This is a genomic window from Nocardia sp. NPDC058640 (assembly GCF_042716995.1).
In the GTDB taxonomy this organism is placed as follows: domain Bacteria; phylum Actinomycetota; class Actinomycetes; order Mycobacteriales; family Mycobacteriaceae; genus Nocardia.
This window is the reverse complement of sequence record NZ_JBHXRG010000007.1, coordinates 1-25,493: the sequence shown is the minus strand read 5'-3', so window position 1 is coordinate 25,493 and position 25,493 is coordinate 1. Positions and strand designations below refer to the sequence as shown.

23 protein-coding genes and 1 rRNA gene are annotated in these 25,493 nt (G+C 66.9%); 14 read left to right on the top strand and 10 right to left on the bottom strand.

What is annotated here, in order from left to right; all coding sequences use genetic code 11:
* Nucleotides 1-171 precede the first annotated feature (171 nt).
* The gene (gene ilvA, locus ACFWU5_RS11735; RefSeq protein ID WP_379267102.1) at nucleotides 172-1,401 is read right to left on the bottom strand and encodes a threonine ammonia-lyase; all 1,230 of its coding nucleotides are present in this window, start codon (nucleotides 1,399-1,401) and stop codon (nucleotides 172-174) included.
* Nucleotides 1,402-1,560: 159 nt separating this feature from the next.
* A complete protein-coding gene (locus ACFWU5_RS11730) occupies nucleotides 1,561-2,730 on the bottom strand; it encodes a serine hydrolase domain-containing protein (RefSeq protein ID WP_379244715.1) in 1,170 nt (389 codons plus the stop codon).
* Between the two features lie 106 nt (nucleotides 2,731-2,836).
* Between ACFWU5_RS11730 and ACFWU5_RS11725 the strand changes: the two genes are divergently transcribed.
* The 3 genes from ACFWU5_RS11725 (at nucleotide 2,837) to ACFWU5_RS11715 (ending at nucleotide 5,619) form a co-directional block, all read left to right on the top strand.
* Complete coding sequence (locus ACFWU5_RS11725) at nucleotides 2,837-3,559, top strand: GntR family transcriptional regulator (protein WP_379244716.1); 723 nt, start codon at nucleotides 2,837-2,839, stop codon at nucleotides 3,557-3,559.
* 84 nt (nucleotides 3,560-3,643) lie between these two features.
* The gene (locus ACFWU5_RS11720; protein WP_379267101.1) at nucleotides 3,644-4,891 is read left to right on the top strand and encodes an NCS1 family nucleobase:cation symporter-1; all 1,248 of its coding nucleotides are present in this window, start codon (nucleotides 3,644-3,646) and stop codon (nucleotides 4,889-4,891) included.
* Nucleotides 4,891-5,619 carry an aspartate/glutamate racemase family protein gene (locus ACFWU5_RS11715; protein ID WP_379244720.1) on the top strand — a complete coding sequence of 243 codons (729 nt, stop codon included), beginning with the start codon at nucleotides 4,891-4,893 and terminating at the stop codon, nucleotides 5,617-5,619. The genes ACFWU5_RS11720 and ACFWU5_RS11715 overlap by 1 nt, the downstream gene beginning before the upstream one ends.
* 7 nt (nucleotides 5,620-5,626) lie before the next feature.
* On the opposite strand, the gene ACFWU5_RS11710 is transcribed toward ACFWU5_RS11715, so the two are convergent.
* Together ACFWU5_RS11710 and idi are read right to left on the bottom strand one after the other, a co-directional pair.
* Nucleotides 5,627-5,980 (bottom strand): hypothetical protein, encoded by a 354-nt coding sequence (locus ACFWU5_RS11710; protein WP_379244722.1) that lies wholly within the window; start codon nucleotides 5,978-5,980, stop codon nucleotides 5,627-5,629.
* Nucleotides 5,981-6,158: 178 nt separating this feature from the next.
* Entirely contained in the window at nucleotides 6,159-6,716 is a 558-nt protein-coding gene (gene idi / locus ACFWU5_RS11705; protein ID WP_379267100.1) for an isopentenyl-diphosphate Delta-isomerase, read from the bottom strand.
* 178 nt (nucleotides 6,717-6,894) lie between these two features.
* On the opposite strand from idi, the gene ACFWU5_RS11700 reads away from it, so the two are divergent.
* On the top strand, nucleotides 6,895-9,852 hold the full coding sequence (locus tag ACFWU5_RS11700; RefSeq protein ID WP_379267099.1) for an AMP-binding protein: 2,958 nt from the start codon (nucleotides 6,895-6,897) through the stop codon (nucleotides 9,850-9,852).
* A 68-nt stretch (nucleotides 9,853-9,920) separates the two neighbouring features.
* On the opposite strand, the gene rffA is transcribed toward ACFWU5_RS11700, so the two are convergent.
* Both rffA and ACFWU5_RS11690 read right to left on the bottom strand, forming a co-directional pair.
* On the bottom strand, nucleotides 9,921-11,057 hold the full coding sequence (rffA, locus tag ACFWU5_RS11695) for a dTDP-4-amino-4,6-dideoxygalactose transaminase (protein WP_379267098.1): 1,137 nt from the start codon (nucleotides 11,055-11,057) through the stop codon (nucleotides 9,921-9,923).
* On the bottom strand, nucleotides 11,054-12,094 hold the full coding sequence (locus tag ACFWU5_RS11690; RefSeq protein ID WP_379244776.1) for a glycosyltransferase: 1,041 nt from the start codon (nucleotides 12,092-12,094) through the stop codon (nucleotides 11,054-11,056). Before ACFWU5_RS11690 ends, rffA begins: the two co-directional genes overlap by 4 nt.
* Nucleotides 12,095-12,310: 216 nt before the next feature.
* Between ACFWU5_RS11690 and ACFWU5_RS11685 the strand changes: the two genes are divergently transcribed.
* Genes ACFWU5_RS11685 through ACFWU5_RS11675 form a run of 3 tightly spaced genes read left to right on the top strand, consistent with a single transcriptional unit; the run spans nucleotide 12,311 to nucleotide 15,237 of the window.
* On the top strand, nucleotides 12,311-14,575 hold the full coding sequence (locus ACFWU5_RS11685; RefSeq protein WP_379267247.1) for a hypothetical protein: 2,265 nt from the start codon (nucleotides 12,311-12,313) through the stop codon (nucleotides 14,573-14,575).
* Nucleotides 14,572-15,003, top strand: coding sequence for a GtrA family protein (locus tag ACFWU5_RS11680; protein WP_379267097.1), 432 nt, complete (start codon nucleotides 14,572-14,574; stop codon nucleotides 15,001-15,003). Before ACFWU5_RS11685 ends, ACFWU5_RS11680 begins: the two co-directional genes overlap by 4 nt.
* A gap of 9 nt (nucleotides 15,004-15,012) precedes the next feature.
* Nucleotides 15,013-15,237, top strand: coding sequence for a Trm112 family protein (locus tag ACFWU5_RS11675; protein ID WP_378609692.1), 225 nt, complete (start codon nucleotides 15,013-15,015; stop codon nucleotides 15,235-15,237).
* Nucleotides 15,238-15,313: 76 nt separating this feature from the next.
* On the opposite strand, the gene ACFWU5_RS11670 is transcribed toward ACFWU5_RS11675, so the two are convergent.
* The 4 genes from ACFWU5_RS11670 to ACFWU5_RS11655 form a co-directional block, all read right to left on the bottom strand.
* Nucleotides 15,314-15,949: a TetR family transcriptional regulator gene (locus ACFWU5_RS11670; protein WP_379267096.1), complete on the bottom strand. Its 636-nt coding sequence runs from the start codon at nucleotides 15,947-15,949 to the stop codon at nucleotides 15,314-15,316.
* Between the two features lie 22 nt (nucleotides 15,950-15,971).
* Nucleotides 15,972-16,727 carry an ABC transporter permease gene (locus ACFWU5_RS11665; RefSeq protein WP_379267094.1) on the bottom strand — a complete coding sequence of 252 codons (756 nt, stop codon included), beginning with the start codon at nucleotides 16,725-16,727 and terminating at the stop codon, nucleotides 15,972-15,974.
* Nucleotides 16,724-17,452, bottom strand: a complete 729-nt coding sequence (locus ACFWU5_RS11660; protein WP_379267093.1) for an ABC transporter ATP-binding protein — start codon at nucleotides 17,450-17,452, stop codon at nucleotides 16,724-16,726. The genes ACFWU5_RS11665 and ACFWU5_RS11660 overlap by 4 nt, the downstream gene beginning before the upstream one ends.
* Before the next feature lie 72 nt (nucleotides 17,453-17,524).
* Nucleotides 17,525-19,033, bottom strand: a complete 1,509-nt coding sequence (locus tag ACFWU5_RS11655) for a multicopper oxidase family protein (protein ID WP_379267092.1) — start codon at nucleotides 19,031-19,033, stop codon at nucleotides 17,525-17,527.
* Between the two features lie 186 nt (nucleotides 19,034-19,219).
* Here ACFWU5_RS11655 and ACFWU5_RS11650 point away from each other — a divergent pair, with 186 nt between their 5' ends.
* The 7 genes from ACFWU5_RS11650 to ACFWU5_RS11620 all read left to right on the top strand — a co-directional run.
* A complete protein-coding gene (locus ACFWU5_RS11650; RefSeq protein WP_379267091.1) occupies nucleotides 19,220-20,395 on the top strand; it encodes an NAD(P)/FAD-dependent oxidoreductase in 1,176 nt (391 codons plus the stop codon).
* A 46-nt stretch (nucleotides 20,396-20,441) separates the two neighbouring features.
* Nucleotides 20,442-21,320 (top strand): RNA polymerase sigma-70 factor, encoded by an 879-nt coding sequence (locus ACFWU5_RS11645; protein ID WP_379267090.1) that lies wholly within the window; start codon nucleotides 20,442-20,444, stop codon nucleotides 21,318-21,320.
* A gap of 70 nt (nucleotides 21,321-21,390) precedes the next feature.
* On the top strand, nucleotides 21,391-22,005 hold the full coding sequence (locus ACFWU5_RS11640) for a DNA-3-methyladenine glycosylase (protein WP_379267089.1): 615 nt from the start codon (nucleotides 21,391-21,393) through the stop codon (nucleotides 22,003-22,005).
* Between the two features lie 110 nt (nucleotides 22,006-22,115).
* The gene (locus tag ACFWU5_RS11635) at nucleotides 22,116-22,541 is read left to right on the top strand and encodes a DoxX family protein (protein ID WP_379267088.1); all 426 of its coding nucleotides are present in this window, start codon (nucleotides 22,116-22,118) and stop codon (nucleotides 22,539-22,541) included.
* 213 nt (nucleotides 22,542-22,754) lie between these two features.
* Nucleotides 22,755-23,603: an alpha/beta hydrolase gene (locus tag ACFWU5_RS11630; protein ID WP_379267087.1), complete on the top strand. Its 849-nt coding sequence runs from the start codon at nucleotides 22,755-22,757 to the stop codon at nucleotides 23,601-23,603.
* A gap of 28 nt (nucleotides 23,604-23,631) precedes the next feature.
* Nucleotides 23,632-24,918 carry a tyrosine--tRNA ligase gene (gene tyrS / locus ACFWU5_RS11625; protein ID WP_379267086.1) on the top strand — a complete coding sequence of 429 codons (1,287 nt, stop codon included), beginning with the start codon at nucleotides 23,632-23,634 and terminating at the stop codon, nucleotides 24,916-24,918.
* 488 nt (nucleotides 24,919-25,406) lie between these two features.
* Nucleotides 25,407-25,493, top strand: a 16S ribosomal RNA gene (locus ACFWU5_RS11620); the annotation flags it as partial.

The following is a 25,493-nucleotide window of genomic DNA, read 5'->3' as shown; positions in this document are numbered from 1 at the left end:
TCGAGGTCGCGCCCGGTCGATACGTAGACCGGGCTAGCGCCACCGGGCGGGCATCGAGAGACGAGTCCGGTCGACGCGCGAACGGGCTCGAGCTCAGGCGGCGCCGGATACGAGTCCAAGTCGATGCGTGAACCGAGCTCGGGTACGAGTTCGGTCGATGCCTGGATAGGGCTAGAGGTCGGGTTCGGTCCTGACTCGGAATCCGGTATCCCGCAGGGCGTACAGCACCTCGTCGCGGTGGGTGGCGCCCCGCGTTTCCACGGTGAGCGACACCTCCACTTCGTCGACATCCAGCCACGGACCCGTTCGTGAATGCACCACGTCGACAACGCTCGCGCCGGCCCGGCCGATCACGGCCAACAGCGCGGACAGCGCTCCGGGTCGGTCGTCGATGGTGACGCGCAAGGCCATGTAGCGGCCCGCGGCGGCGAGACCGTGGCCGATGACGCGGGTCAGCAGCAGCGGGTCGATATTGCCGCCGGACAGCACGACCACCACCGGACCGGGCAGGTCGTGCAGCGCCGACGTCAGCAGCGCCGCGACACCGGCCGCACCGGCGGGTTCGACGATCAGCTTGGCTCGTTCCAGGCACAGCAGCAGCGCCTTGGACAGCGCGTCCTCGTCGACGGTGACGATCTCCGACACCAACTTCGCGACATGCCCGAACGGCACCGCGCCGGGCAGGCCGACCGCGATGCCGTCGGCCATCGTCGACATCTTCGGCACCCGAACAGGTTTGCCCGCCACCAGCGACTCCGGCCACGCCGCCGCCTCGGCCGCCTGCACCCCGATCACCCGCACGTTCGGCGCCAGCGCGTGCAGGGCCACCGCGATGCCCGCGAGCAACCCGCCGCCACCGGTCGGCACGATCACCGTGCCCACATCGGGAACCTGCTCGAGTATTTCCAGCGCGACCGTGGCCTGACCGGCGACGACATCGGCGTGGTCGAACGGGTGGATCAGTGTCGCCCCGGTGCGCTGCGCGAAGTCCTGTGCGGCGACCAGGGATTCGTCGATGGTGTCGCCCACCAGATGCACCTCGGCACCATAGGCACGCGTGGCGACCAGCTTCGGCAGCGACGCCCCGACGGGCATGAACACCGTCGAGGCGATCCCCAGCTCACTGGCTGCCCACGCCACCCCTTGCGCGTGATTGCCTGCGCTGGCCGCCACCACGCCCCGAACCCGGTCCGCCACCGGCAGATTCGCGATCCGGTTATAAGCCCCACGCGGTTTGAACGATCCGGTGCGTTGCAAATTCTCACACTTGAGCAGCACCTGCGTGCCCGCACGCTCCGACAACACCCGCGACCCCACGGTCGGCGTCCGCCGAATCACCGGCGCCAACAGTGCGGCGGCGGCCTCGATCTGCTCCAGTCCCACGGTCTCCATCCGCCACATAGTGCCAGGCTCGGCCGCGGTGCCGGGTGGATCCACATGTTGGGGGCGTAAATGCGCTGTTCGGCGCAGATCACCCTTCTGGACGGGTGATCACCAGGCTTCTGTGCAGAATCGTTCTCGGGCGATGTTTGCGTGAGAGCCTGGTGATCGACTGTCCAGTCAGCGTTCCTTGGCGATGTTGTGGGCGATGGTGCTCAGGCGGGTCAGACGGGCGTCGCCCAGGGGCGTGAGTTTGCCGCCGAGGCGGTTGGTGACGAATGCCAGGGACAGGCCGGTCTCGGGATCGGCGAAGGCGCCGGAGCCGCCGAGGCCGAAGTGGCCGAAGGCGGAGATCGGGTCGGACTTGGACGGCTTCATCGGCACGCCGTGGAAACCCATCGCCCAGGGGATGCGGAAGGCCAGCACGTAATCGGGGGTGAAGACCTGACGGGCGGCGAAGCGGGGGATCGCGTCGGGGGACAGGATGCGGGTGCCGTCGAGTTCGCCGCCGTTGGCCAGGGCGGCGTACACGCGGGCCAGGGCGCGGGCGGAGAACACGCCGTTCACGCCGGGCATCACCGAATCATGCACGCGGGCATCGACGATCAGATCCGCGAAGCCGCGCGGGGTGGTTTCCGCGGCGGCGGCGAAGCGGGTGCGGGTGAGCAGGTCGGAGCCGGTGTCCCAGTCCATGCCCGCCGCGCGCAGGCGGGGGAAGGTGGTGGCGATGCGATGTCGTTGGTCGTGGGGGACACGGAACCAGAGTTCTTCGGCGCCAAGGGGTTCGGCGAGTTCGGTGCGCACGACGTCGACGAACTCGCGGCCGGTCACCCGCTGCACGATCTCAGCGGCCAAGTGGCCGTAGCTGATTCCGTGATAGCCGCTGGTGACCTTGTGGCGGGGGTCCGGAGTGGCCGCGGCCAATGCCTCGGTGACAGCCTTGTCGTCGAGGAAACTCTCGACCGGACCGGGCAGTAGTCCACGTAAACGGTGCAGGCCGGCGCGGTGGGTGAGCACGTCGCGCACGGTGATGTCGGCCTTGCCCGCCGCCGCGAACTCCGGCCAGTATTCCGCCACAGGGCTGTCGTAATCGAGCTGCCCACGATCGGCCAACTGGTGAATCACCGTGGACGCCACGCCTTTTCCGGTGGAGAAACCCAACGCCACCGAGTCCGCGTTCCACGGCACGCCGGGGCTGGCCTGGCCCGCCCACACGTCGACCACCGGCTCGCCGTGCAGGTACACGCACAGCGCGCCGCCCCCGTGCGAGGGCTTGCGGAACAGGCTGTCGAACACCGTCACCAAACGCACGAAGCGGCGATCCACCGACTGCGTTGTCGAAACTCCCATCCCCCGAGCATGCCATCGCACACAAGCGACCGGTCGGTACGGTGATCGTTTCCCAACCGTCACATCGAACAGTCCGCGCGCAATACGCCGTCCATAGCCTGTGTGCATGCCCCCGAGACGACGATCGGCGCTGCTGGCAAGGCTGGTGGTCGACGAGCCAGGCCGACCGCAAGTGATTCTCGGTGAACTGCGCCGGGTGATCCTGGACGGCGCCGTCCCGCCGTGCACGGTGATTCCGCTGCGCGAAGTAGCCGAACTGTTCGGGGTGAGCCACATCCCGGTCCGCGAGGCGCTCAAGACCCTGATCGGGGAGGGGCTGGTCACCCACCGCCCGCAGCGCGGCTACGAGGTAGCCCAGCTCACCGCCCGCGAACTGCGCGAAATGTACATCGTGCGAGACACTTTGGAGACAGCGTCACTGGCCGCGGCCGCCCTGCACGCGAACGACGACGAGCGCGCGCACCTGCTCGCGGTCAACGACCTACTCGAACGCGCCATCCTCGACGACGACCCAGCGACCTACCAGCGCCAGTCCCGCAGCTTCCACGTCGCACTGACCAGACCATCGCGCATGTTCCGGCTGCTGTACATGCTCGAGGCGGCTTGGAATGTCACCGAGCCGGTGCAGTCGATGGTGCACATCGACCGACTCGACCGCGAACGCCTGCACAGCGACCACATCGCCATGCTCGACGCCTTCCTCGCCCGCGACGTGGACCGCCTCCTCGCCGCCGCCGAGGAACACCACCGCAGACTGGAATCAGTGATCGCGACCCTGCCGACCGACACGGGATTGCTCGCGCCCGAAGATATATCTTCGGTGCAATAGGACCGAAATTCCCGAGAAACTGCGGCGCAACTGCTGAAACTTACCGTCAGCTCAGCAGATACACCCTTTCGGACGGGAACGATCATGACCGACCTCATCAAGTCCGCGGTGGTTCCCGACGGTGAACCGTCCACCTACGATCCGCGACTGACGAATTCCGATCTCGCGCCGCTGCGCAAGCAGACCTGGGGCACCTACAACATCTTCGCGTTCTGGATGTCGGACGTGCACAGCGTCGGCGGATATGTCACGGCGGGAAGCCTTTTCGCGCTCGGCCTGGCCAGCTGGCAGGTACTGGCCGCGCTGCTCATCGGCATCACCATCGTGTACTTCTTCTGCAATCTGGTGGCCAAACCGAGTCAGCTGACCGGCGTGCCGTATCCGGTGATCTGCCGCAGCGCGTTCGGTGTGCTCGGCGCGAATATTCCCGCGATCATCCGTGGGCTGATCGCGGTGGCCTGGTACGGAATTCAGACGTTTCTCGCGTCGGCGGCACTGGATGTCGTTCTGGTGAAACTGTTTCCGGGATTGGCGCCCTATGCCGTCACCGCCGACTACGGATTCGCCGGGTTGTCGGCGCTGGGGTGGGGCAGTTTCCTGCTGCTGTGGGTGGTGCAGGCGTGCGTGTTCTGGCGCGGCATGGAATCCATTCGCAAATTCATCGACTTCTGCGGTCCCGCTGTGTATGTCGTGATGTTCGTGCTGTGTGGGTATCTGATCGCCGAGGGCGGGTGGAGTGCGATCGACCTGAACCTGGGCGAGGTGACCTACACCGGGTGGGCGTCGGTGCCGGTCATGCTCGGTGCGATCGCGTTGGTGGTGTCGTACTTCTCCGGGCCGATGCTCAATTTCGGCGACTTCTCGCGCTACGGAAAGAGTTTCGCGGCGGTCAAGCGCGGCAATCTGCTCGGTCTGCCGGTGAACTTTCTGATGTTCTCACTGCTGGTGGTGATCACCGCGTCCCTGACGGTGCCCGTGTACGGCGAGCTCATCACCGACCCGGTCGCCACCGTCGCCAAGATCGATTCGACGTTCGCGATCGTGCTCGGTGCTCTCACCTTCACTATCGCCACCATCGGCATCAATATCGTCGCCAACTTCATCGCCCCGGCCTTCGACTTCTCGAACGTGAGTCCGCAGCGGATCAGCTGGCGAGCGGGCGGCATGATCGCCGCGGCGATCGCGGTGTTCCCGGTGCTGGCCAACAGCCTGCCGGGCATGCACACCGCCGCCCAGTACAGCTGGTTCATCGGCTGCGGGATCGGGTTCGCGGTCTACTACGCGCTGACCGGTGCCAAGCGCGCGGCTGCTGTCGGGGAGGGCGGTGCCTGATGCGGATCAGGGTCATCAATCCGAATACCACGCGGGCGATGACCGACACGATCGAGCGGTGTGCCCGGGCTGTCGTCGGCCCGGGCACACTGCTGGACGCGGTGACGTCGGAGTTCGGGCCGACGTCGATCGAGAGCCACTACGACGAGGCGATGAGCGTGCCGGGGGTGCTCGCCGCGATCCGGCAGGGGGAGGCCGAGGGTGTGGACGGGTATGTCATCGCCTGCTTCGGCGATCCCGGGTTGGACGCGGCGCGAGAACTGGCAACCGGGCCGGTGATCGGGATCGCGGAAGCGGCCATGCACGCGGCCAGTCATCTGGGGCGCGGGTTCAGTGTGGTCACCACGCTGGGGCGCACGATCGGCCGGGCACAGGATCTGGCGGAACGCTATGGGATGCAACGGTTCTGCCGTGGGCTGCACGCGTGCGAACTGCCGGTGCTCGCGCTGGACAGCGATCCGCACGCGCGCGAGATCGTGACGCGGGCGTGCCGGGAGGCGGTCGCGCAGGACGGATCTGACGCCGTGGTGCTGGGTTGTGCGGGAATGGCCGAGCTGTGCGCGCACATTCGCGACGAGATCGGGGTGCCGGTGATCGACGGTGTCGCGGCGGCCACCCTCACCGTGCAGTCCCTGGTCACACTGGGGCTGCGGAAGTCGGGTAGGGGAGAGTTCGCGACACCGCCGGCGAAGTCCTATACGGGTCTGCTGGAGACGTTCGGTTCGTGAATGATGTTCAGGCGGCGACGGTTTCGGTGTTCAGGGCGTGCAGGACCGCGTCGAGATCGTCGACGTCGACGACCAGGCGGGTGAAATCGGGTCCCTCGAGGTCGATTCGGACGGCGCTGCCACCGAAGGTGGTGTCCCAGAACTCTTTGCGGCCCTTGCCGCGGTAGACGCCGGCGGCGATCACACCGGGGATGAAGGTGCCGGGCGCGCGGACCCACGGCGGGCGCAGGTCCACTTCGGCGGTGGTGATCTCGGTGATGGCGGCGCGGTCGATCACGACCTGTTGGCGCAGGGCGAGCAGGCGATGCCCTCCGAGCACATTGACCGTCACCGTGTCGTCGTTTATCTCGACCTCGACCATCGCTACCTCCACTACCTGCTCGTGCGAACCGTTCGAAGACCAGCCTGGTCGGGCGGCCTGTTCGGGGACTGTGGTGCACCTGTGAGTTCGCCAAGGAACTGAGATACATAGACAGATATAGATATGCGCATCAGAGCGGTGGTGCGCCTGGGCAAGGAGACGGAAAGGAGCGGGGAGGTCAGGGGCGGTGGGCTTCGGCGATGTCGAGGACCTGCGGCAGCCAGGGGGTGTACTTACCGGGGTTGGCTGTCATGTCGACCCGCACCGCCTGCGGGGGAATCCACGCCCAGCAGGCGATCTCCGTCGGATCGGGCCGCGGGGGCAGGCTGCCGACCGAACCGATCAGCACGTGGTCGTATTCGTACTCCACGCGCCCGGTGGACTCGTCGCCGGCGCGGTAGGTGAACACCCCCACCTCCGACAGTTCGGCCGTCATTCCGAACTCCTCACGCAACCGAATCGCGGCGGCCTCGGCCACGGCTTGCCCGGGAGTGGGATGCCCGCAGCAGGTGTTGGCCCACTGCAGCGGGAACCTGGTTTTCACCGCGGCGCGCTGTTGCAACAGGACGTTGCCGCGACGGTCGAACAGCAGCACGGAGAAGGCGCGGTGCAGGATGCCGGGGGGTCGATGGGCTTCGTCCACCGAGCACGCCCCGGTCGCGACGCCGGTGTCGTCGACCAACTCCACGAGCATGGTTTCGCGGTCGGTCGAGGTGTCGGCGGGCGTTGGGGTCACCCGGTCCACTTTATCGGCGCGCGGAATCGGTGCGCCGACAGGCGGTGTGACGTACGTCGGGCGAGCATGCGGCCTGTCACAGCCGACACATAATGGAGGTCCGGTGTGGCAAGCTCAGATGAGCACATCGGGGTGTGTGAGGTGTGTCACTGAGAATAGGTAGGGCCAGGTGGGAACGGTGGATATCAGTCCAAAAGGTGTGGTCGGTTCGGTGCAGCGGTTGCTGGCTACCGCGCAGAACGGGCTGGAGGTGATCCGCTTCGGCGGGTTGTCACACGATGTGGAGTCGTCGCCTTTCGAGGTCGTCGAGCGTCGACGCATGTATCGGCTGCGCCACTACTTCCCCGATGACACGACGCCCGGCCGTCCGGTGGCACTGCTGGTGCCGCCGTTGATGGTGAACGCCGACATCTGGGATGTCAATGCCGCGGGCGGCGCGGTCGGCATCCTGCACGCCAGCGGAATCGACTGCTGGGTCATCGATTTCGGCTCACCCGCCACCGAGGAGGGCGGCTGGGAACGCGACCTGGCCGACCATGTGCTCGCGGTGAACTCCGCCATCGACACCGTCTGCGAAGCCACCGGCGCGCAGCTGCACCTGATGGGGTACTCGCAGGGCGGCATGTTCGCCTACCAGACCACCGCCTACCGGTACGGCAAGGGCGTGGCCTCGATCGTCACGTTCGGCAGCCCGGTCGATATCGTCGCGGGGATGCCGTTCGGGCTGCCCTACGGTGTGGTCTCCGAGGTCGCGGACTTCCTGGCCGACCATGTGATGCACCGGCTGCCGATCACCGAATCCATGGTGCGCATCGGCTTCCAGATGTTGGACCCGGTGAAGACCGCCAAGTCACGCATCGACTTCCTGCTGCAGTTGCACGACCGGGAAGCGTTGCTGCCCAAGGAACGTCAGCGTCGGTTCCTCAACAGCGATGGCTGGGTGGGCTATTCGGGTCCCGCGGTGGCGGATCTACTCAAGCAGTTCGTCGCGCACAATCGAATGATGCTGGGCGGGTTCGTGATTCGCGATCACCCGGTGTCGCTGGCCGAACTGAAGTGCCCGATTCTGGCGTTCGTCGGCGAGGTCGACGACATCGGTCAGCCTGCCGCGGTGCGGGGGATCGTGCGGGCCGCGCCCAATGCCGAAGTGTACGAAGCCAGTTTGGTCGCAGGGCATTTCGGGTTGGTCGCCGGTTCCACGGCCACCAACCACACGTGGCCGATGGTGCGCGACTGGATCGCCTGGATGGACGGCAACGGCATGTTGCCCGAGCAGATCGTGCCCATGCGCGAACACGTCGCCAGCAACGCGCCGCGCACCGCCGCCACCCGGATGATGCACACCGCCGCCGGTCTGGCCGAAGCGGGCGCGGGCGTGGGCAAGGTGTTGGAAGGTATCGCGGGCAACACTATTCGCGGTTCGATCGAAATGGCCGGCGAGGCCGCACGCGCGCTGCCCCGGCTCACGCGACTGGGCATGATCCAGCCGCACACGCGGATTTCGCTGGGCAAACTGCTCACCGAACACGCCCGTCGCGCACCGCAGAAGGACCTGGTGCTGTTCGACGACCGTGTGCATACCAATGCCGCCGTCGAGGAACGTGTCGACAATGTGGTGCGTGGCCTGATCTCCGTCGGCATCCGGCCCGCGATGCGCGTGGGCGTGATGATGGAAACGCGGCCCAGCGCACTGGCTTCGGTGGCGGCGCTGTCGCGCATCGGTGCCGTCGCGGTGCTGCTGGCGCCGGGCGCGGAACTTGACCGGGCCATCGAGCTGACCGGCGTGCAGACGCTGATCACCGACCCCGAGAACCTGCGGACCGCCGCCGCGACCGCTGCCAGGGTGCTCGTGCTCGGTGGCGGCAAGGGTCGACAGCTGGCGGTGCCGACCAGTGATCGGGTGATCGACCTCGAACAGATCGACCCGGCGCAGGTGCGAGTGCCTGCCTGGTTCCGGCCGAATCCGGGTCTGGCGCGCGAACTGGCGTTCGTGCTCGTGCTCGGCTCCGGTGATCGTCTCGAGGCGAAGTACATCACCAACCACCGCTGGGCGCTGTCGGCGTTCGGTACCGCCAGCGCCGCGGACCTTGATCGTCGCGACACCGTGTATTGCCTTGCGCCGCTGCATCATTCGTCGGGACTGCTGGTGAGTCTGGGTGGGGCGATCGCCGGTGGCAGCCGCATCGCGCTGGCCCGCCCGGTGGACATGGAGCCGGGTCGATTCGCCGAAGAGGTGCACCGCTACGGCGTCACCGTGGTCACCTACACGTGGACCATGTTGCGCGACCTGCTCGACGCCCAGGTCTTCCCGGTCGGCCACACCCATCCGATCCGGTTGTTCATCGGTTCCGGTATGCCCGCGGGTCTGTGGCGGCGCACCGTGGAACAGTTCGCCCCGGCCAGCGTGCTCGAGTTCTACGCCTCGATCGACGGCGACGTGGTGTTGGCCAATGTGACCGGCGCCAAGATCGGTTCCAAGGGCAGGCCCGTGCCCGGCACCGCGCGCGTGGAACTGGTCGCCTACGACCCGGTCAGCGAGCAGATCCTGGTCGGCGAGGACGGGTTCGCCCGCCGCTGCGCCGACAACGAACCCGGCCTGCTGCTGGGCAAGGCCGTCGACGGTGGCGACATCTCCGACGGCGGGCTGCGCGGCGTGTTCCAGGCCGGCGACGCCTGGTGGCCCACGGAGAACCTGTTCCGCCGCGACAGCGACGGCGACTACTGGCTGGTCGACCGCCGTGACACGGTGATCCGCACCGCGCGCGGACCGGTGTTCACCCAGCCGATCGTGGACGTGCTCAACGACATCACCCCGGTCGACCTCGAGGTGGCGTTCGGGCTGAAGACGCCCGCGGGCACGATCGCCGCGGCCGCGCTGAGCGTGCGCGCGGGGTTCCGGATCGAACCGGGTGATGTCACCGAGGCGATGCGCGGACTGGACCGCGGTCAGCGTCCCGACCTGGTCTACGTCGTGGACGAGATTCCGCGCAGCTCGAGTTTCCGTCCGTCTGCCTCGGCGGTGCAAGCGGCAGGTCTGCCCAAGGCCGGGCCGGGCACCTGGATCTACAACCGGGAAACCGAGACCTACGAGGTGCTCACCGACGCGGCAGCGGCCGTGTTGTTCGGCGGGAACTGACCCACTCGGGGGTAGTTCTCGCACGAAAAAGGCCGCCCGGCGAAACCGGGCGGCCTTTTTTCGAACGATTACACCTGGTAGGCGGTGACCGCGTCGATCACACGACCCAGCTGATCCTCACGCAGCAACGGCCACAGCGGCAGTCGCACGATCGTGGCCGAGAAGTTCGCCGACCGCGTGCACGGAACCGGGGTGCGGCCGTACTTGAGACCGGCCGGGCTGGAATCCAGCGGAATGTAGTGGAACGGCGCGACGATGCCCTGACCCGCGAGGTGGGCGATGATCCCGTCGCGGCTCTCCTCGGTCGGCATCCGCAGGTAGAACAGGTGCGCGGTGTGGCCGGCGTCGGCGGGCACCGTCATCGGACGCACATCGTTGCGAGCCGCCCAGTCGGGCAGCGCGGCCGCGTAGGTGTCCCAGACGCGGTGCCGGTTGGCCTGGATGGTGTCGAACTCGGCCAGTTGCGCGTCGAGCACAGCGGCGTTGAGTTCGCTGGGCAGGTAGCTGGAACCGATGTCCTGCCAGGAGTACTTGTCGACCTGGCCGCGCAGGAACCGCGCGCGGTCGGTGCCCTTCTCCCGCATGATCTCGGCGCGACCCATCAGGATCTCGTCCGACAGCAGCAGCGCGCCACCCTCACCGCAGTGCACGTTCTTGGTGTCGTGGAAACTCTGCGTGCCCAGCGTGCCGATCGTGCCGAGCTGACGGCCACGCCAGGTGCCGCCGAGCCCGTGCGCGTTGTCCTCGATGATCGCCACACCGTGCTGGGCGGCGAGTTCGAGCAGTGGCTGCATGTCCGCGGCCACACCGCCGTAGTGCATCACCACGATCGCCTTGGTGCGGTCGGTGATCGCGGCGGCCGCGGCGGCGGGATCGATATTGCCCGTGGACTCGTCGATGTCGACGAACACGCACGTCGACCCGCGCAACGCCATCGAGGTGGCCGCGGAGGTGAACGCGAAACTGGGGACGATCACCTCGTCGTCGGGGCCCAATTCCAGCAGCAGGGCGCCCAATTCCAGCGCGTGCGTGCACGAGGTGGTCAGCAGCGCGTGGTCGGCGCCGGTGATGGCCTTGATCTTCGCGGTCGCCGATTTGGTGAACTGGCCGTCGCCGTGGCTGTGGTCGGAATCGAGCACGGCCATCAGGTTGGGGCGTTCGGCGGCAGCGCGGAACGGCCTGCTGAAGATGATGCGGTCGCTCACTCGCGGTGGCCCTTCTCCGTCGCGGCTGCCGGCACCGCGGCGTCGACTCGATGGTTCACGGCCGGCGCGTGCATCGTATCCGGGCGCGGTGTCGGGGTCTGCACGGTGAGGTACAGCGGCTTGCCGACCAGGATGTGCAGGGCGACACCGAGATACTCCGCGATCAGACCCAACGAGAACAGGGTCGCACCCGAACACAGCAGCATCACCACGATGATCGACGCCCAACCCTCGGGGTCGTGATTGTCCTGGGTCAGCGTTTGCACGATCACGACCGCGGCCATGACCACCCCGGCCAGGGCGAGCGTGATCCCGAGCATGCTCACCAGGCGCAGACCGCGAGTGCCGCTGCACAGCACCATCTTCCAGAACAGCGAGAACAGTCGGCGATAGTTGTAGCCGGACTCCTCGCGGCCCTCCGCGCGCAACACCACCGGCACCGACACCGCGTTGCCGACCACCCAGGTCAGCGCCACGTCCAGGTACACGCCGTTGGCGGCGACCTCGGCCAGCTGACGTCCGATATCACCGCGGATCAGCCGGAAGCTTTCGAAGCGCGTCGAATCGGGGAACGCGAACACCGTGGCCAGCACCACTTTGGCGCCACGCGAGGTGAGATTGCGCAGGAAACCGTGCGGGCGGGTGTTGGAGGGCTTGGAGTAGACCAGGTCCGCGCGCGAGGCCAAAGCCGCGTCGAGGAAGTCGGCGATGAACGCCGGGTCGTGCTGACCGTCTTCGTCCATGGTGACGATCCAGTCGGCGCGCGCCGCCGCCATCCCGGCGATCGTGGCCGCGTCCTGGCCGAAATTGCGGCTCAACCACACCGCACGCACCTGCGGGTAGGAGCCTTCCAATTCCCGCAGCACGACATCGGAGCGATCGGGACCGTTGTCGTGCACGAGGATGATCTCCGCGATGGCGAAGCGCGCGCCCGCGGCGGTGGTGATCGGGCCCGTCAACCGGTCCAGCTCGGTGACCAGCGCGGCGATCGTTTCCTCACCCCGATATACCGGCACGACCACCGACACCGAATGCACCGGGCTCGACCCGTTCTGGTCGGGCGCGCCCGCACGCACATCAGTGCCGGGCAGAGAAGGTGCGGAAGGAAGCGGCATCGGACACTTTCGGTTTTCGGAGCGGGTGACCCAACAGTGTGCGCACTTTAACACCGGCGGGTGACAGCTCGACCGTGCCGGATCCCGCTGTGCGCCGGTGCCGATCACCGCACGCGCGTGTAGGGTCTGTTCCTCGTGGTGGAAAGTAGAACCCCGTCCCGTCGTTCCGTCTATATCTGGGGCTTGCTCACCAGCCTCGGCGTGATCGCGGGATATGGCGCGGTTCTGTTGGCCAACGTTCGGCACTTCTATACCGACGACACCGAATCCCAGTACGTCCCGCTGTGGGTGATGCTGGGCAACCGTCTGCGCAACGGCGAACTGCCGGTGATGGTGCCCGAGCACTGGATGGCCGGAAACTACGCGATCGAGGAAGCCGGGCTGCTGAATCCGCCGCAGCTGCTGATCGATCTGATCGCGCCCTCGGTGGACAACCTGGTGTTGTACGCGACCGTGGTGAAGCTGATCTTCGCGATCATTCTGGGCCTTGGCGTCTACCGGATCTGTCTCGCCTATGGCTCGCGGGTGCAGTGGGCGGCGCTGGCGGGTGTGTCGATTCCGTTCACCGGGTGGCTGCTGTTCTTCGACGAGGCCAGCTGGATGACGGCGTTCACCGGCACCGCGTGGATGGTGCACGCGTGGGCTTCCGGGGTGCGGTACTCGCGTGGTCGGGGCGGGCCTATTCCGGTTTTCGTGTACCTCTACCTGGCGATTTCGGTGCAGTACGTGTTCCCGGCGGTCGAGGCGGGGCTGATGATCGCCGCGGTCGCGGTCGGTGAGCTGATCTACCAGCGCACCTGGCGACCGTCGCTGAAACTGCTGATGGTGGCGGGCCTTGCGGCGCTCGCGGGCGCGGCCACCTACCTGCCCAGCATGCTGTCGGCGAAGGTGACCTGGCGTGGCACCGCGCAGATCAACAACGACCAATTCCTGACCGTGCCCTGGTCGGAATCGCTGAACGCCAGCCTGCCCTCGACGCTGCCCGCCTTCACCTCGTGGTGGGGATATGTGCAGCCGATGCCGGTGGTCTACATCGCCTGGTTCCTGATTCCGGCGCTGGCGTTCATCGACTGGAACAAGGCACGCGGAGCCTGGCGGGAACTGTCGGGTGTCGGGCTGTTCGCGATCGCGATGCTGATGTGGACCGCGGGTCCGGGCACCATCGGCCCGCTGCGCTGGCCCGCCCGCGTGCTGCCGATGGTGGCGCTGGGTCTGCTCGTGCTGGTCTGCGTGCTGCTCGGACGCTTCGCGACCTTCAAGGACTGGCGGGCTCGCTCGATCGCGGCGGCGGTGTTGATCGGGCTGCTGTGGGTGCGCACGTTCTCGGCCGACCCGCACAACTGGATCGCGCACGTGGTCGCGGCGTTGGCGATCGCCGCGCTGGGTGCCGCACTGGTGTGGCTGGCGGTGAACAAGGGGATTTCGGCGGCGGTCGCGTTGGCGATCATCGCGGTCTCGCCGATCGCCTACGTCCAGGTGCAGCGTGCGCAACCGACGCCGATGAGTTGGAACCTGCCCAGCGACCGGGCCGCGGCGCGTGCGGCGTTCCCCGAATTCGCGGGCACCACGCTGCAGCTGGGTGACCGCGGGCTGATCCAGCCGGGGGAGCGCACCCTCGACGGCGCCTACGGGTCGCTGGTGTTCGGCAACTACGCCAAGGACATCGAGCGCACCTACGTCAGCGGCTACACCCCCAACGGCCACTACTGGTTCGGCGACATGCTCTGCATGCGCTGGGACACCAGCGTGTGCCCCGACGCCTACCGCCGCGCGTTCGCGACCGAACCGTCGACCGGCAAGCCCGTCGTGGATCTGATGAACATCGACCGGGTCGTGCTGCAGCGTGCGCTGTACCCGACCGCGCGCATCGAGCCCGCCCCCGCGGGCTGGCAGTGGGTCGACTACCCCGGCCACGAGAACTACATCTCGGTGCTGGAACGTCAGGACGGGCTGATCTCCACCCGCAACGGCCGCATCTCCGCGGTCGAGAAAGCCACCGCGGTCTCGGCGGGCGAAACCGACACCACCAGCCGCGTCACCGTGAGCTCGGAGAACGGCGGGCGCGTGGTGTTCGCGCGACTGGGCTGGCCCGGTTACCGGGTGACCCTGGACGGCAAGGACATCTCGTTCAAGGTGGTCGCGAAGAGCTTCGTCGCGGTCGACATCCCGGCGGGCACCCGCGACGGTGACCTCGTGCTGACCTGGCGTCCGCCGGGCTGGAAGATCGGCGGCGCGGCGATCGGGCTCGGGCTGCTCGGGCTGGCGGTGTTCCAGTGGCTGTATGTGCGTGGACGCAAGTCCGATGGCGACGAACACGACGCACCGGCCGCGGAGTCGCTGGACGAGAACGACATGCTCGCGAAACCCGGCCAGGATGACGCGCTCGCGGACGCGGTGCGATGACGGCCGAGGGGGGAGTGTTGGAAACCCCGGGCCCGCTGCTGCGGATCGTGAAACGGCAGGAGTTGGCGTTCGCGATCGTCGGCGGGTTCAACACCCTGCTCGGCATGGCGCTGGTCGTGTTCTGGCTGCACGTGCTCGGCGACGGCAGGCCCGGTCTGGCTGTGGTCGCCGCCTACGCGGTCAGCACGTTGGTGGCGTTCGTGCTGCACCGGACACTGGTTTTCCGGGTGCACGGCCACCTGCTGCGCGACTTCCTGGCCTTCTGCGGCGTGAACGCCGGCGGCCTCGTGCTCAACGTGATCCTGGTGGAACTCGCGGTCACCGTGCGGGGATTCCCGGCCGCGCCCGCCTCGGTGATCGTGATGGGTGTGGTCGCGGTGCTCAGCTTCTTCGGACACCGCTACATCTCGTTCCGCCGGGCGCGGTAGGTTAGGCACATGGCGCACGAATCCACCATCGACGCAACCCTGCTCGGCCTGCTGGCCTGCCCCCAGGACAAAGGCCCGCTGCAGCTGGTGCGCACCGAAGCCGATGCCAGCGTGCTGTACAACCCACGCCTGCGCCGCGCCTACCCGATCGACAACGGCATCCCGGTGCTGCTGATCGACGAGGCCCGCGACGTCACCGACGCCGAACACGAATTCTTCCTCGCCGAATCCTGATCGGGCCGAGTACGCGCACACCGTCGCGACTACGCCGAGTGCGGCTCCGCCATCGGGTGGGTGCGGTCGCACTGAATCACCAACTCGCCGTGTCGATTTCACCGGTGAGGTAACGCTGGACCACCGGCCCGACGGCGGCGACGACCGCGTCGATCGGCATGGATGCCAGTGGTTCGATGGCGATGATCTTGCGCGCGGTCAGCACTCCCACCATCTGGGCCGCGGCCAGCGAGACCCTGGCCCGCCCGTCGTCCTCGGGGGTGGCGATGCGCACGCGCACCCGTTCCAACACCACCTGGAGCAGGAACGAGCGCGCGAGATTCTGGTCGCCACCGGCGAAAATGCTGCGCACCATCGCGACGATGCCGGGGCCTGCGGGGGAGTCCCACACCGTGACGACCGCGCGCACGATGGTCGAGCCGAGTGCGTCCAGTGGCGCGGCATCGACCTTCTTCAGGGTCGTGTCCGGATCTACCGGAAACTCCACCGCCGCGGCGAACAGTTGCTGTTTGTTGCCGAAATAGTGGTGCACCAGCGCCGGGTCGACATCGGCGTCGGCCGCGATCGCGCGAATCGACGTCTTGTCGAACCCGGCACCGGCGAACCGCACCCGTGCCGCCTCGAGGATCGCCAGCTTGGTGTCGGCATTGCCCGGTCTGCGTCCGGTGCGCCCGGATTTCGCTGTGCCGGAACCGGATTCGCCGTCACTCATGGGTGATCCTCTCGTGGTGGGGTTACGGGGTGCGTCGACGCAGAGTAGCCGCGGCCAAGCCCAGCGCCACCACCGCGAACCCCGCGACCACGGCGATATCGCGCCACATCGCCCCGGTGGGCTGTGAATGCACCGACACCTGCTGCAGCGCGTCCACGGCATAACTCAACGGCAGCACATTGCTGATCGCCTCGAGCCAGCCGGGCAGCCGATCACGCGGAACCAATAGCCCGCACAGGAAGATCTGCGGTGCGACGATCACCGGCATGAACTGCACGGCCTGAAACTCGGTGCGCGCGAACGCACTTGCCAGCAGACCCAACGCCACGCCACACACGGCGTCGACCATCGCGATCAGCATCACCCACGCGGGATTGCCCGCCGCCTCGAGCCCGAGCAACCAGAACGCGACCACGCACGCGACCGCGGCCTGCGCACCGGCGGCCAGGGAGAACGCGCTGCCGTACCCGGCGAGTAGATCGAGTTTGCTCAACGGGGTGGTGAGCAGCCGTTCGAGCGTGCCCGAGGTGCGTTCGCGCTGCATGGCGATCGCGGTGATCAGGAACATCACGATGAACGGCAGGATCCCGAGCATGGTGATACCGACGCGGTCGAACATGGTGAGCGGGGCGTGCGGCGGGCGCGGTGCGTCCTGGTAGATGAAGTACAGCAAGGTCATCAGCAGGGCGGGAACCACCAAAATCATTGCCACAGTGCGGTGATCGTTGCGCAGTTGGCGCAGAATCCGGCTCGTGGTGGCGGTATAGGGGGTGGTCATGCGCGCTCTCCCCTCGTGATCAAGGTCAGGAAAGCGGCCTCGAGGTTGTGTTCATCGGTGCGCTCGCGCAGTTCGTCGGGGCTGAGCTGGGCCAGCAGTTCGCCCTCGCGCATCAGCAGCAGCTTGTCGCAGTGCTCGGCCTCGTCCATGACGTGGCTGGACACCAGCAAAGTCGTTCCCGCCGTGGCCAATTCGCGGAACTGCTTCCACAGCTCCACCCGCAGGACCGGATCGAGGCCGACGGTCGGTTCGTCGAGCACCAGCAGTTCGGGCTTGCCGACCAGCGCGCACGCCAGCGACACCCTGGTCTTCTGCCCGCCGGACAGCTGATCGCCGAGATTGTCGGCGTGGTCGGCCAAACCGACTGCGGCCAGGGCTGTTTCGACGTCGGCACGCCCGTACAGCGCCGCGTAGTAGGCGACATTGTCACGCACGCTGATATCGGAGTAGATGCTCGGCGCCTGCGTGACGTAACCGACGCGACGGCGCAACCCGGAGCTGCCGGCCGGTTCCCCGAGCACGGTGACGGTGCCCGACTCCACCAGCTGGGTGCCCACGATGGTGCGCAACAAGGTCGTCTTCCCGCAGCCCGACGGGCCGAGCAGTCCGGTGATGGAGCCGCGCGGAATATCGAGGGTCAGGCCGTGCAGAACGGGGCGTTTTCCGCGCTGGACGACCAGGTCCTGGACCTGGACGGCGATCGGCGGCGGGGCGGTGTGCGACATGGTCGCCTCAATTCATCGAGTGTTGAATTCACTACGTGATGAATTTAGCGCGAGGGCATCGATGTGGCAAGGTCAGTGGCCGTGTCGCGGGGGTGTCGCGGCCTGCTGACCTGGTTCGACGACGGTGAATTGGCCCATCATTCCGGCGTCCTCGTGCCACAGCAGGTGGCAGTGATACATGTACGGAGTGTTCGGATCGGCAGGTCCGTCGAAACGCAGCGCCAGGGTCGCCGCCGTATTCGGTGGCAGGAAAATGGTGTCCTTGGCGCCGGTCAGCTCAGGTGGGGGCGGGGCGCCGTCGTAGGCGAGCACCCGGAACTGGACATCGTGGATGTGAAAGTTGTGCGGCATCCCGTCGATGTTGTGCACTTCCCAGGTCTCGGTCGTGCCGCGGGTGACGGTCGTGTCGATGCGGCTCATATCCATGCGTACGCCGTTGATCCCGGCCAGAGTCAGTTCGAAACGGCGCTGCACCACCGACTCGGAACCCTCGGGGATCGAGAGCGGGACCAGGGTTTCCGGCAGCGCGGGCGACGGTCTCAGAACCGCGGCCGCGCGAAGTTCGAGCACATCGAACGTGTCGTCGCCACCGGCGAACCGGTTCCCCCAGAAGTTCAGTCCCGCCTCGAGCTTCTCGCTACGCAACACGGTGCGTTCGCCGGGCCGCACCCGCACCACGACCTCGGCCCGCTCGCCGGGCGACAGCTGGATACGATCCACGGTCGCGGGGCGTTCGAGCAGCCCGCCGTCGGATCCGATCATCGCGAACGGGCGGGCATCGTCGAACGCGAAGGTGTAGATCCGTGCGGTCGACCCATTGAGCAGCCGAAGCCGTACCAGTTCGTCTCCGACCTGGTGGTACGGGGTAAGCGTGCCATTGACCATCGTGCGGTCCCCGAGAAAACCGATATCGCGGAAGATCGCGTGCGAACCGTCGAATCGATTGCCGCGCAGTCGCATGTCCTGCACGATCACCGGGATGTCGTCGACGCCGTAGGTGTTCGGGAGCGGTAGTTCGGTACTGGCCGCGTCGTCGATCAGGAACATCCCCGCCAGGCCGCGCCGCACGTGGTCCTCGGTCGCACCGTGGGGGTGTGGGTGATACCACAGTGTCGAAGCAGGCTGGGCCACAGTCCATTCCGGCGTCCACGTCGCACCGGGATCGACCATCTGGTGCGGCCCGCCGTCCATGGCCGCAGGCAGATGCATACCGTGCCAATGCACCGTCGACGGCTCGGGCAACTGGTTGCGCACCTGCACTCTCACTCGTTCACCGCGGGCAGCGCGCAGTGTCGGGCCGAGGTAGCTTCCGTTGAATCCCCAGGTTTCCGTCGCCCGACCGGGCTCGAATTCGGTTGTCCCGGCGCGCATATCGAGTGAGAACGTCCTGGTCCCCTCGGCATCGACGGTCGAGTCGGCCAGCGGTGGGATCTTCAGCGGCTGGTCGAATGTCGTTGTGCCGACGGTGGATACGTCGGCACTGACCCACGTCCAGGCGACGCTGATCGCGGTGATCAGGGTGACAACCAGAGCGCACGCGCCGAGCAGGATTCGACGCAGTCGATGCGGGGGAGAAGCCATGCGTCGACGGTATGGGCGACGGCCTCGCGCCACATCGGGGAGCATCCCTGGGTTCGACCCTGATTCCGCGCCCCGGCACTCAGGGTCTCCGCAGGGATTGGCAGGTGACATGGATCACAATCATGAACTGTCACGTTTCGGCGAGCTGCTTTGTCCCATGAACAACCCACCGACAAGGAGCACCGCATGACCACCACCCCGCACCGCATCGTCGTTCTCGGCGCCGGCTACACCGGCATGTTGGCCGCGATCCGGCTGGCTACGCGCACCAGGAAGCTGGATGTGCGGATCACCCTGGTCAACCCGTCGGCCCGGTTCACCGAGCGGCTGCGGATGCATCAGATCGCCGCAGGTCAGGAACTCGCCCATCACGACATCCCGGAGATCCTCGAGGGAACCGACATCGAATTCGTGCAGGGGTGGGTCACCGCGATCGACCCGACCTCGCGGCAGGTGCACGTCGACGGTGTCGGTGCGCTCGCCTACGACGAACTGATCTACGCCCTCGGCAGCACCGCCGACACAACTGTCGTCCCCGGTGTCGCCGAGCACGCTCATACGCTCGACGACCCGCGCCTGGCTGGCGAATTCGCAAGCAGGCTGGACACTCTCGCGACCGAAGGTGGCTGCGTTGCCGTGTGCGGTGGCGGTCTCACCGGCGTCGAAGCGGCGACCGAGATCGCGGAAAGCCACCCAGATGTGCGGGTGACGTTGATCAGCTCGGGGGAGCCCGGGGCGATGATGGGGGACAAGGCTCGCGCGCATCTGAACAAGGTCCTGGACCGGCTCGGCACCGTCCGCGAAATCGGAGTTCGGGTGGCCAAGGTGCTGCCCGACGCGGTCGAGCTCGCCGACGGCACGGTGATCGCGTCGGATCTCACCCTGTGGACGACCGGCGTGCGCGTCTCGCCACTGGCCACCGAAGCGGGAATCGAGACCGATACGCGTGGTCTCATCATCGTCGACCAGACGCTGAAGTCCGTGTCGCACCCCATGATTCACGCAATCGGTGACGCGGCCGGTGTGCGTCAGACGTGGGGTCAGGTGCACGGCACCTGCCAGAGCGGCCTACCCACCGCCGCCTACACCGCGGACCTGATCGCCGCCGAACTGCGCGGCAAGACGGTGAAGCCGTTCCGCTTCGGCTACTTCCACCAGCCGGTCAGCCTCGGCCGACGCGCCGCGATCATCCAGTTCACCCACGCCGACGACAGCCCCCGCCGCCTCTACCTGACCGGCTGGGCCGCGCGCACGTACAAGGAACTGGTCAGCGGCAGCCCCGTTCCGACCTTCAAGGCCAGCAAGAAGATGACCATGAGCGTGCAATTGTCCAAGGGCGGCAAGGCAACTCGCGCTGCCTGACCGCCCACACTGGCCGAGAAGGGGATCGTGCGCCATGGTTGATCACATGTCCGACCAGGATCCGTTCCTCGAACACCGCCGCCTGCTGTTCGCTACGGCTTACCGCATGCTCGGCACCGTCACCGACGTCGAGGACATCCTGCAAGACGCCTGGCTGAAGTGGAACGACACCGATCAGGCCGCGGTCATCCACCCCAAGGCCTACCTGGTTCGCACGGTCACCAATCTCTCGCTCAACCGCCTCACCTCCGCCCGTGCGACCCGCGAAAGTTATGTGGGCCCTTGGCTTCCCGAGCCGGTGCTGACCTCGCCCGACATCGCCGAGGACACCGAATTGGCCGACACCGTCTCCACCGCCATGCTCGTCGTCCTGGAAACGCTCACCCCCGTCGAACGCGCGGTGTTCCTGCTGCGCGAAGTGTTCGGTTACACCCACGCCGAGATCGCCGAAGCGCTCGACCGGCCCGAGTCGAGCGTGCGTCAGATCGCGCATCGGGCCAAGAGCCACGTCCAGGCGCGCCGCCCCCGCTTCGACACCGACAAAGCCGCTCGCGCGCAGGTCACCGCGCGATTCATGGCCGCCTGCGCGGGCGGGGACCTCAACGCGCTGATGGACCTGCTCGCCCCCGATGTCACGTGCTGGTCCGACGGCGGCGGCGTGGTCACCGCCGCGCGCCGCCCCCTGCACGGCCCCGACCATGTCGCCCGCTGGATCCTCGGCGTCCTCGCGAAACCATCGTCGGCCGGGTTCGAACTGTCCGCCGCCGACATCAACGGCGAACTCGGCGCACTGGCCAGTTTCGCCGGAAACCCCGGCGCCGCTTTCACTTTCGACCTCGTCGACGGCCACATCCAGAACCTGCGCTTCCAGGTCAATCCGGGCAAGTTGGCAGGGCTGTACCAGGGCACCGACCTGCTCGGCTGAGCCCTGTCCTCGAACGCGCGGGTGAGTCCGGTCCCGTAATCACCTTCCCGAATAGGCGACAATGGTGAACGTGTCCGCCCAGGAACTGGCCGTCGATCCACCCACCGCCGCGCGTCGACTGCTCGGCGCGACCCTGTGGTCGGGCCCGGTGGCACTGCGCATCGTGGAAGTCGAGGCCTACGGCAGCAACCCCGACGGTCCATGGCCCGACCCGGCCGCACACTCCTGGCCGGGGCCGACCGCGCGCAATGCGGTGATGTTCGGCCCCGCCGGGCGACTCTATGTTTACCGCTCCTACGGAATTCACCTGTGCGTCAACGTCACTGGCGGCTACGACGGTGAGGCAGGCGCCGTGCTCATCCGGGCCGCCGAGGTCGTGGAGGGCGTCGACATCGCCCGCGAACGTAGACCGGCCGCCCGTAAAGACACCGACCTCGCCCGCGGCCCCGGCAATGTCGGCAGCGCACTGGGCATCAGCATGTCCGACTACGGAACCGAGCTGTTCGACCCCTTCTCCGCACTGCGTCTGGAACTGAAAACGCCTGTGCCCGAGGCGGATATAGCGTCCGGTCCACGCGTAGGTGTGCGTCTCGCAGCCGAGGTCCCCTGGCGATTCTGGCTACCGGCCTCGGCCGCCGTCTCGGTCTATCGGCGCAGTCCACGCGCGCCTGAACCGACGTCCTGACAGCGGCTTCGAAATTTGTTTTCGCCGAAGCGATGAGTTCTCGGGGAACGGTCCGTCTTAACCGTTGAACGCGCTACCCCGCCCAGCGCGACCGACCCTAAGGACTGGACATGACCGCCTCCGCACCCTCCGCGAACTTCTCCACCGCCGCCGCCCACACCCCCGGCAAGATCCGCAACCGCGTCCTGTGGACCCTGCAGATCGTGCTCGGCCTGTTCTTCATCATCGCCTCGGGCGGACCGAAGCTCGTCATCCCGAACACCCTGATGGAGAACGCCCCCGAGAACCTGACCATCCCGATCGGCCTGCTCATCTTCATCGGCGTCGCCGAGGTCGCAGGCGGTATCGGTCTGATGGTGCGTCGCGTCAGTGGCCTCGCCGCCGCCGGGCTGTCCGTGCTGACCGTGCTCGCCGCCGCCACGCAGGCCTTCATCGCCGACAAGCCCGCGATGGCGATCTTCCCGCTGGTACTGGCCGCGATCTTCGCCTGGATCGCCTACGAACGCCGCGACACCATCACCGCGCTGGTGCGATGAGCCACGCCTCGACACACTGACGATCGCCGGAGCCCGAGGGGTTCCGGCGATCATCGGCGTGCCGAGACGTTCGGCCGCGGGCCGGTTCGTTCGCGGAGCCAAGATCACGGTCGCGATCTCGTCGGCGAATCCAAGGCGAATTCGATCGGACATGCGCCGTACAGATGCGACGATCGAGGTCCACGTCACCAGACCGTATGACCAGGAGCGCCCGTGTTCACTTTCCCCAGCAGCGACGGCACCTCGATCCACGTGCGGAGCTGGCTCCCCACCGAGGTCGAGCCGCGCGGCGTCGTGCAGATCGCGCACGGCATGGGCGAACATTCCAACCGGTACAGCCACCTCGCCGAGCGCCTCGCCGACCTCGGTTTCGCCGTCTACGCCGACGATCACCGCGGCCATGGCCTGAGCATGGGTGCCGTGCCAGGAGATCTCGGACCCGACGGCTGGAACCTGCTCGTCGCCGACGAAGTCGCGCTCACCGAGATCCTGCGCGAACGTCACCCCGGCCTGCCCGTCACCCTGATCGGCCACAGCCTGGGCTCCTTCGCCGTGCAGCAGTACCTGCTCGACCACTCCGACCTCGTCGACGAGGTCGTCCTGAGCGGCTCGACCGCGGTCGACGGTCTGTTCGGCGAGATCGCGGCCGCAGGCGGCGACCTGACCGGCTTCTTCAACGCCGAATTCCAGCCCACTCGCACCGACGCCGACTGGATCAGCCGCGACGAAGCCCAGGTCGACGCCTACAACACCGATCCCTGGTGCGGTTTCGCCATCGACGACACCAACATGGGCCAACTCGCGGTCAACTCCCAGACGCTGCTCGCGAACCCGAGCACCGTGCGCACCGACCTGCCGATCTACGTGATGGTCGGCGACAAAGACCCGCTCAACGACAAACTGCGCCTGTCGGACCTGCTCGTGCAGCGCTACCGCGATGCGGGCCTGACCGACATCACCTACCAGGTCTACGCCGACGCCCGCCACGAAGTCCTCAACGAAACCAACCGCGACGAGGTCGAAGCCGATCTGCTCGCCTGGATCACCCGCGCACGCGACTGACTTTCCGCATGCGGAAAGATGGGGCAGCGTGACCGGCGACATCTTCGACGAACTGACCTGGCGCGGCTTGATCGCGCAGTCCACCGACCTCGACGAGCTGCGCGCTGCCGCGGCCGCCGAGCCCCTGACGCTGTATGCCGGCTTCGACCCCACCGCCGCCAGCCTGCACGCCGGCCACCTCGTCCCGCTGCTGGCGCTCAAGCGCTTCCAGCTGGCCGGGCATCGGCCGATCGTGCTGGCAGGCGGCGCGACCGGCATGATCGGCGACCCGCGTGACGTGGGCGAACGCACCATGAACTCCACCGACACCGTCGCGGAATGGGCGCAGCGCATCCGCGGCCAGCTCGAACGATTCGTGTCCCTCGACGATTCGCCGACCGGCGCGCTGATCGTGAACAACATGGACTGGACCGGCCCGCTGTCGACCGTGGACTTCCTGCGCGACATCGGCAAGCACTTCTCGGTGAACGTCATGCTCGCCCGCGACACCGTCAAACGGCGGCTGGAAGGCGACGGCATCTCCTACACCGAGTTCAGCTACATGCTGTTGCAGGCCAACGACTACCTGCAGCTGCGCCGCGAACACGGCTGCACGCTGCAGGTCGGCGGCTCGGACCAGTGGGGCAACATCATCGCCGGCGTCGAACTGAACCGGCGCGTGGACGGCGCGCACGTGCACGCGCTCACCGTCCCGCTGGTGACCGCCGCGGACGGCAAGAAGTTCGGCAAGTCCACCGGCGGCGGCAGCCTGTGGCTGGATCCCGAGCTGACCAGCCCCTACGCCTGGTACCAGTACTTCGTGAACACCGCCGACGCCGATGTCGTGCGGTACCTGCGCTGGTTCACCTTCCTGAGCCGCGAAGAACTCGACGAACTCGAGCAGGCCACCGCGGAACGCCCGTTCGCCCGCGAGGCACAGAAGCGTCTCGCCGCGGAAATGACCACGCTGGTGCACGGCGAGGCCGAGACCCGCGCGGTCGAACTGGCCAGCCAGGCCCTGTTCGGTCGCGGTGAGCTGGGCGAACTGCCCTTGTCCACGCTGAGCGCGGCACTGCGCGAAACCGCGATCGACGGCAAGGTCGCCGAGGTCGTGCCGGGTGAACCGAACACGATCGTGGACCTGCTGGTCGCGTCGGGCCTGTGTGACAGCAAGGGCGCGGCCCGTCGCGTGGTCAACGAAGGCGGGGCGTCGGTGAACAACCAGCGCGTGAGCGATCTGGACTGGACCCCGGCCGACACCGACTACCTGCACGGACAGTGGCTGGTGCTGCGTCGCGGAAAGAAGAACATGGCGGGCGTGCATCGGATAGCCTGACCTCGTTGCGGAGGCCTGAGTCACATCCGTGTGATTCAGGCCCGCGCAGCGGCTGAACGCACCGCGCTGACCTGCGCAGATACGGTGTTGTCCAGGCGATTTGACGCGGCGTTATCCGGCGCGTAACTTATTGGAAGTCAGAGCGACACGGACACAAACCGGAGAGCGCCTGACAGGCCGAGACCGAGTGACCAGGCTTACGATTGACATCGTCTGGGCGTGAGGTTAGGCTGGAACAGTTGCCCAGCGGAAGATCCGGAGCGATTCGGTGATCTAGTGGTGCGTGTGTTCTTTGAGAACTCAATAGTGTGTCGATGAATGTCAGTGCCAATAATTATTTATTGGTTCCAATCTTTCATGTACCCCCCGGTCATGGGAGGTTGGACATTGAACAACAGCGAACTTTTTTGCTGGCTGTTCGAATTTGCTAGGTTTTCGGACTCTAGTTAGATAATTTTGATTGCACCTTCGGGTGTTTTCGAGAGTCTTCAACGGAGAGTTTGATTCTGGCTCAGGACGAACGCTAGCGGCGTGCTTAACACATGCAAGTCGAGCGGTAAGGCCCTTCGGGGTAC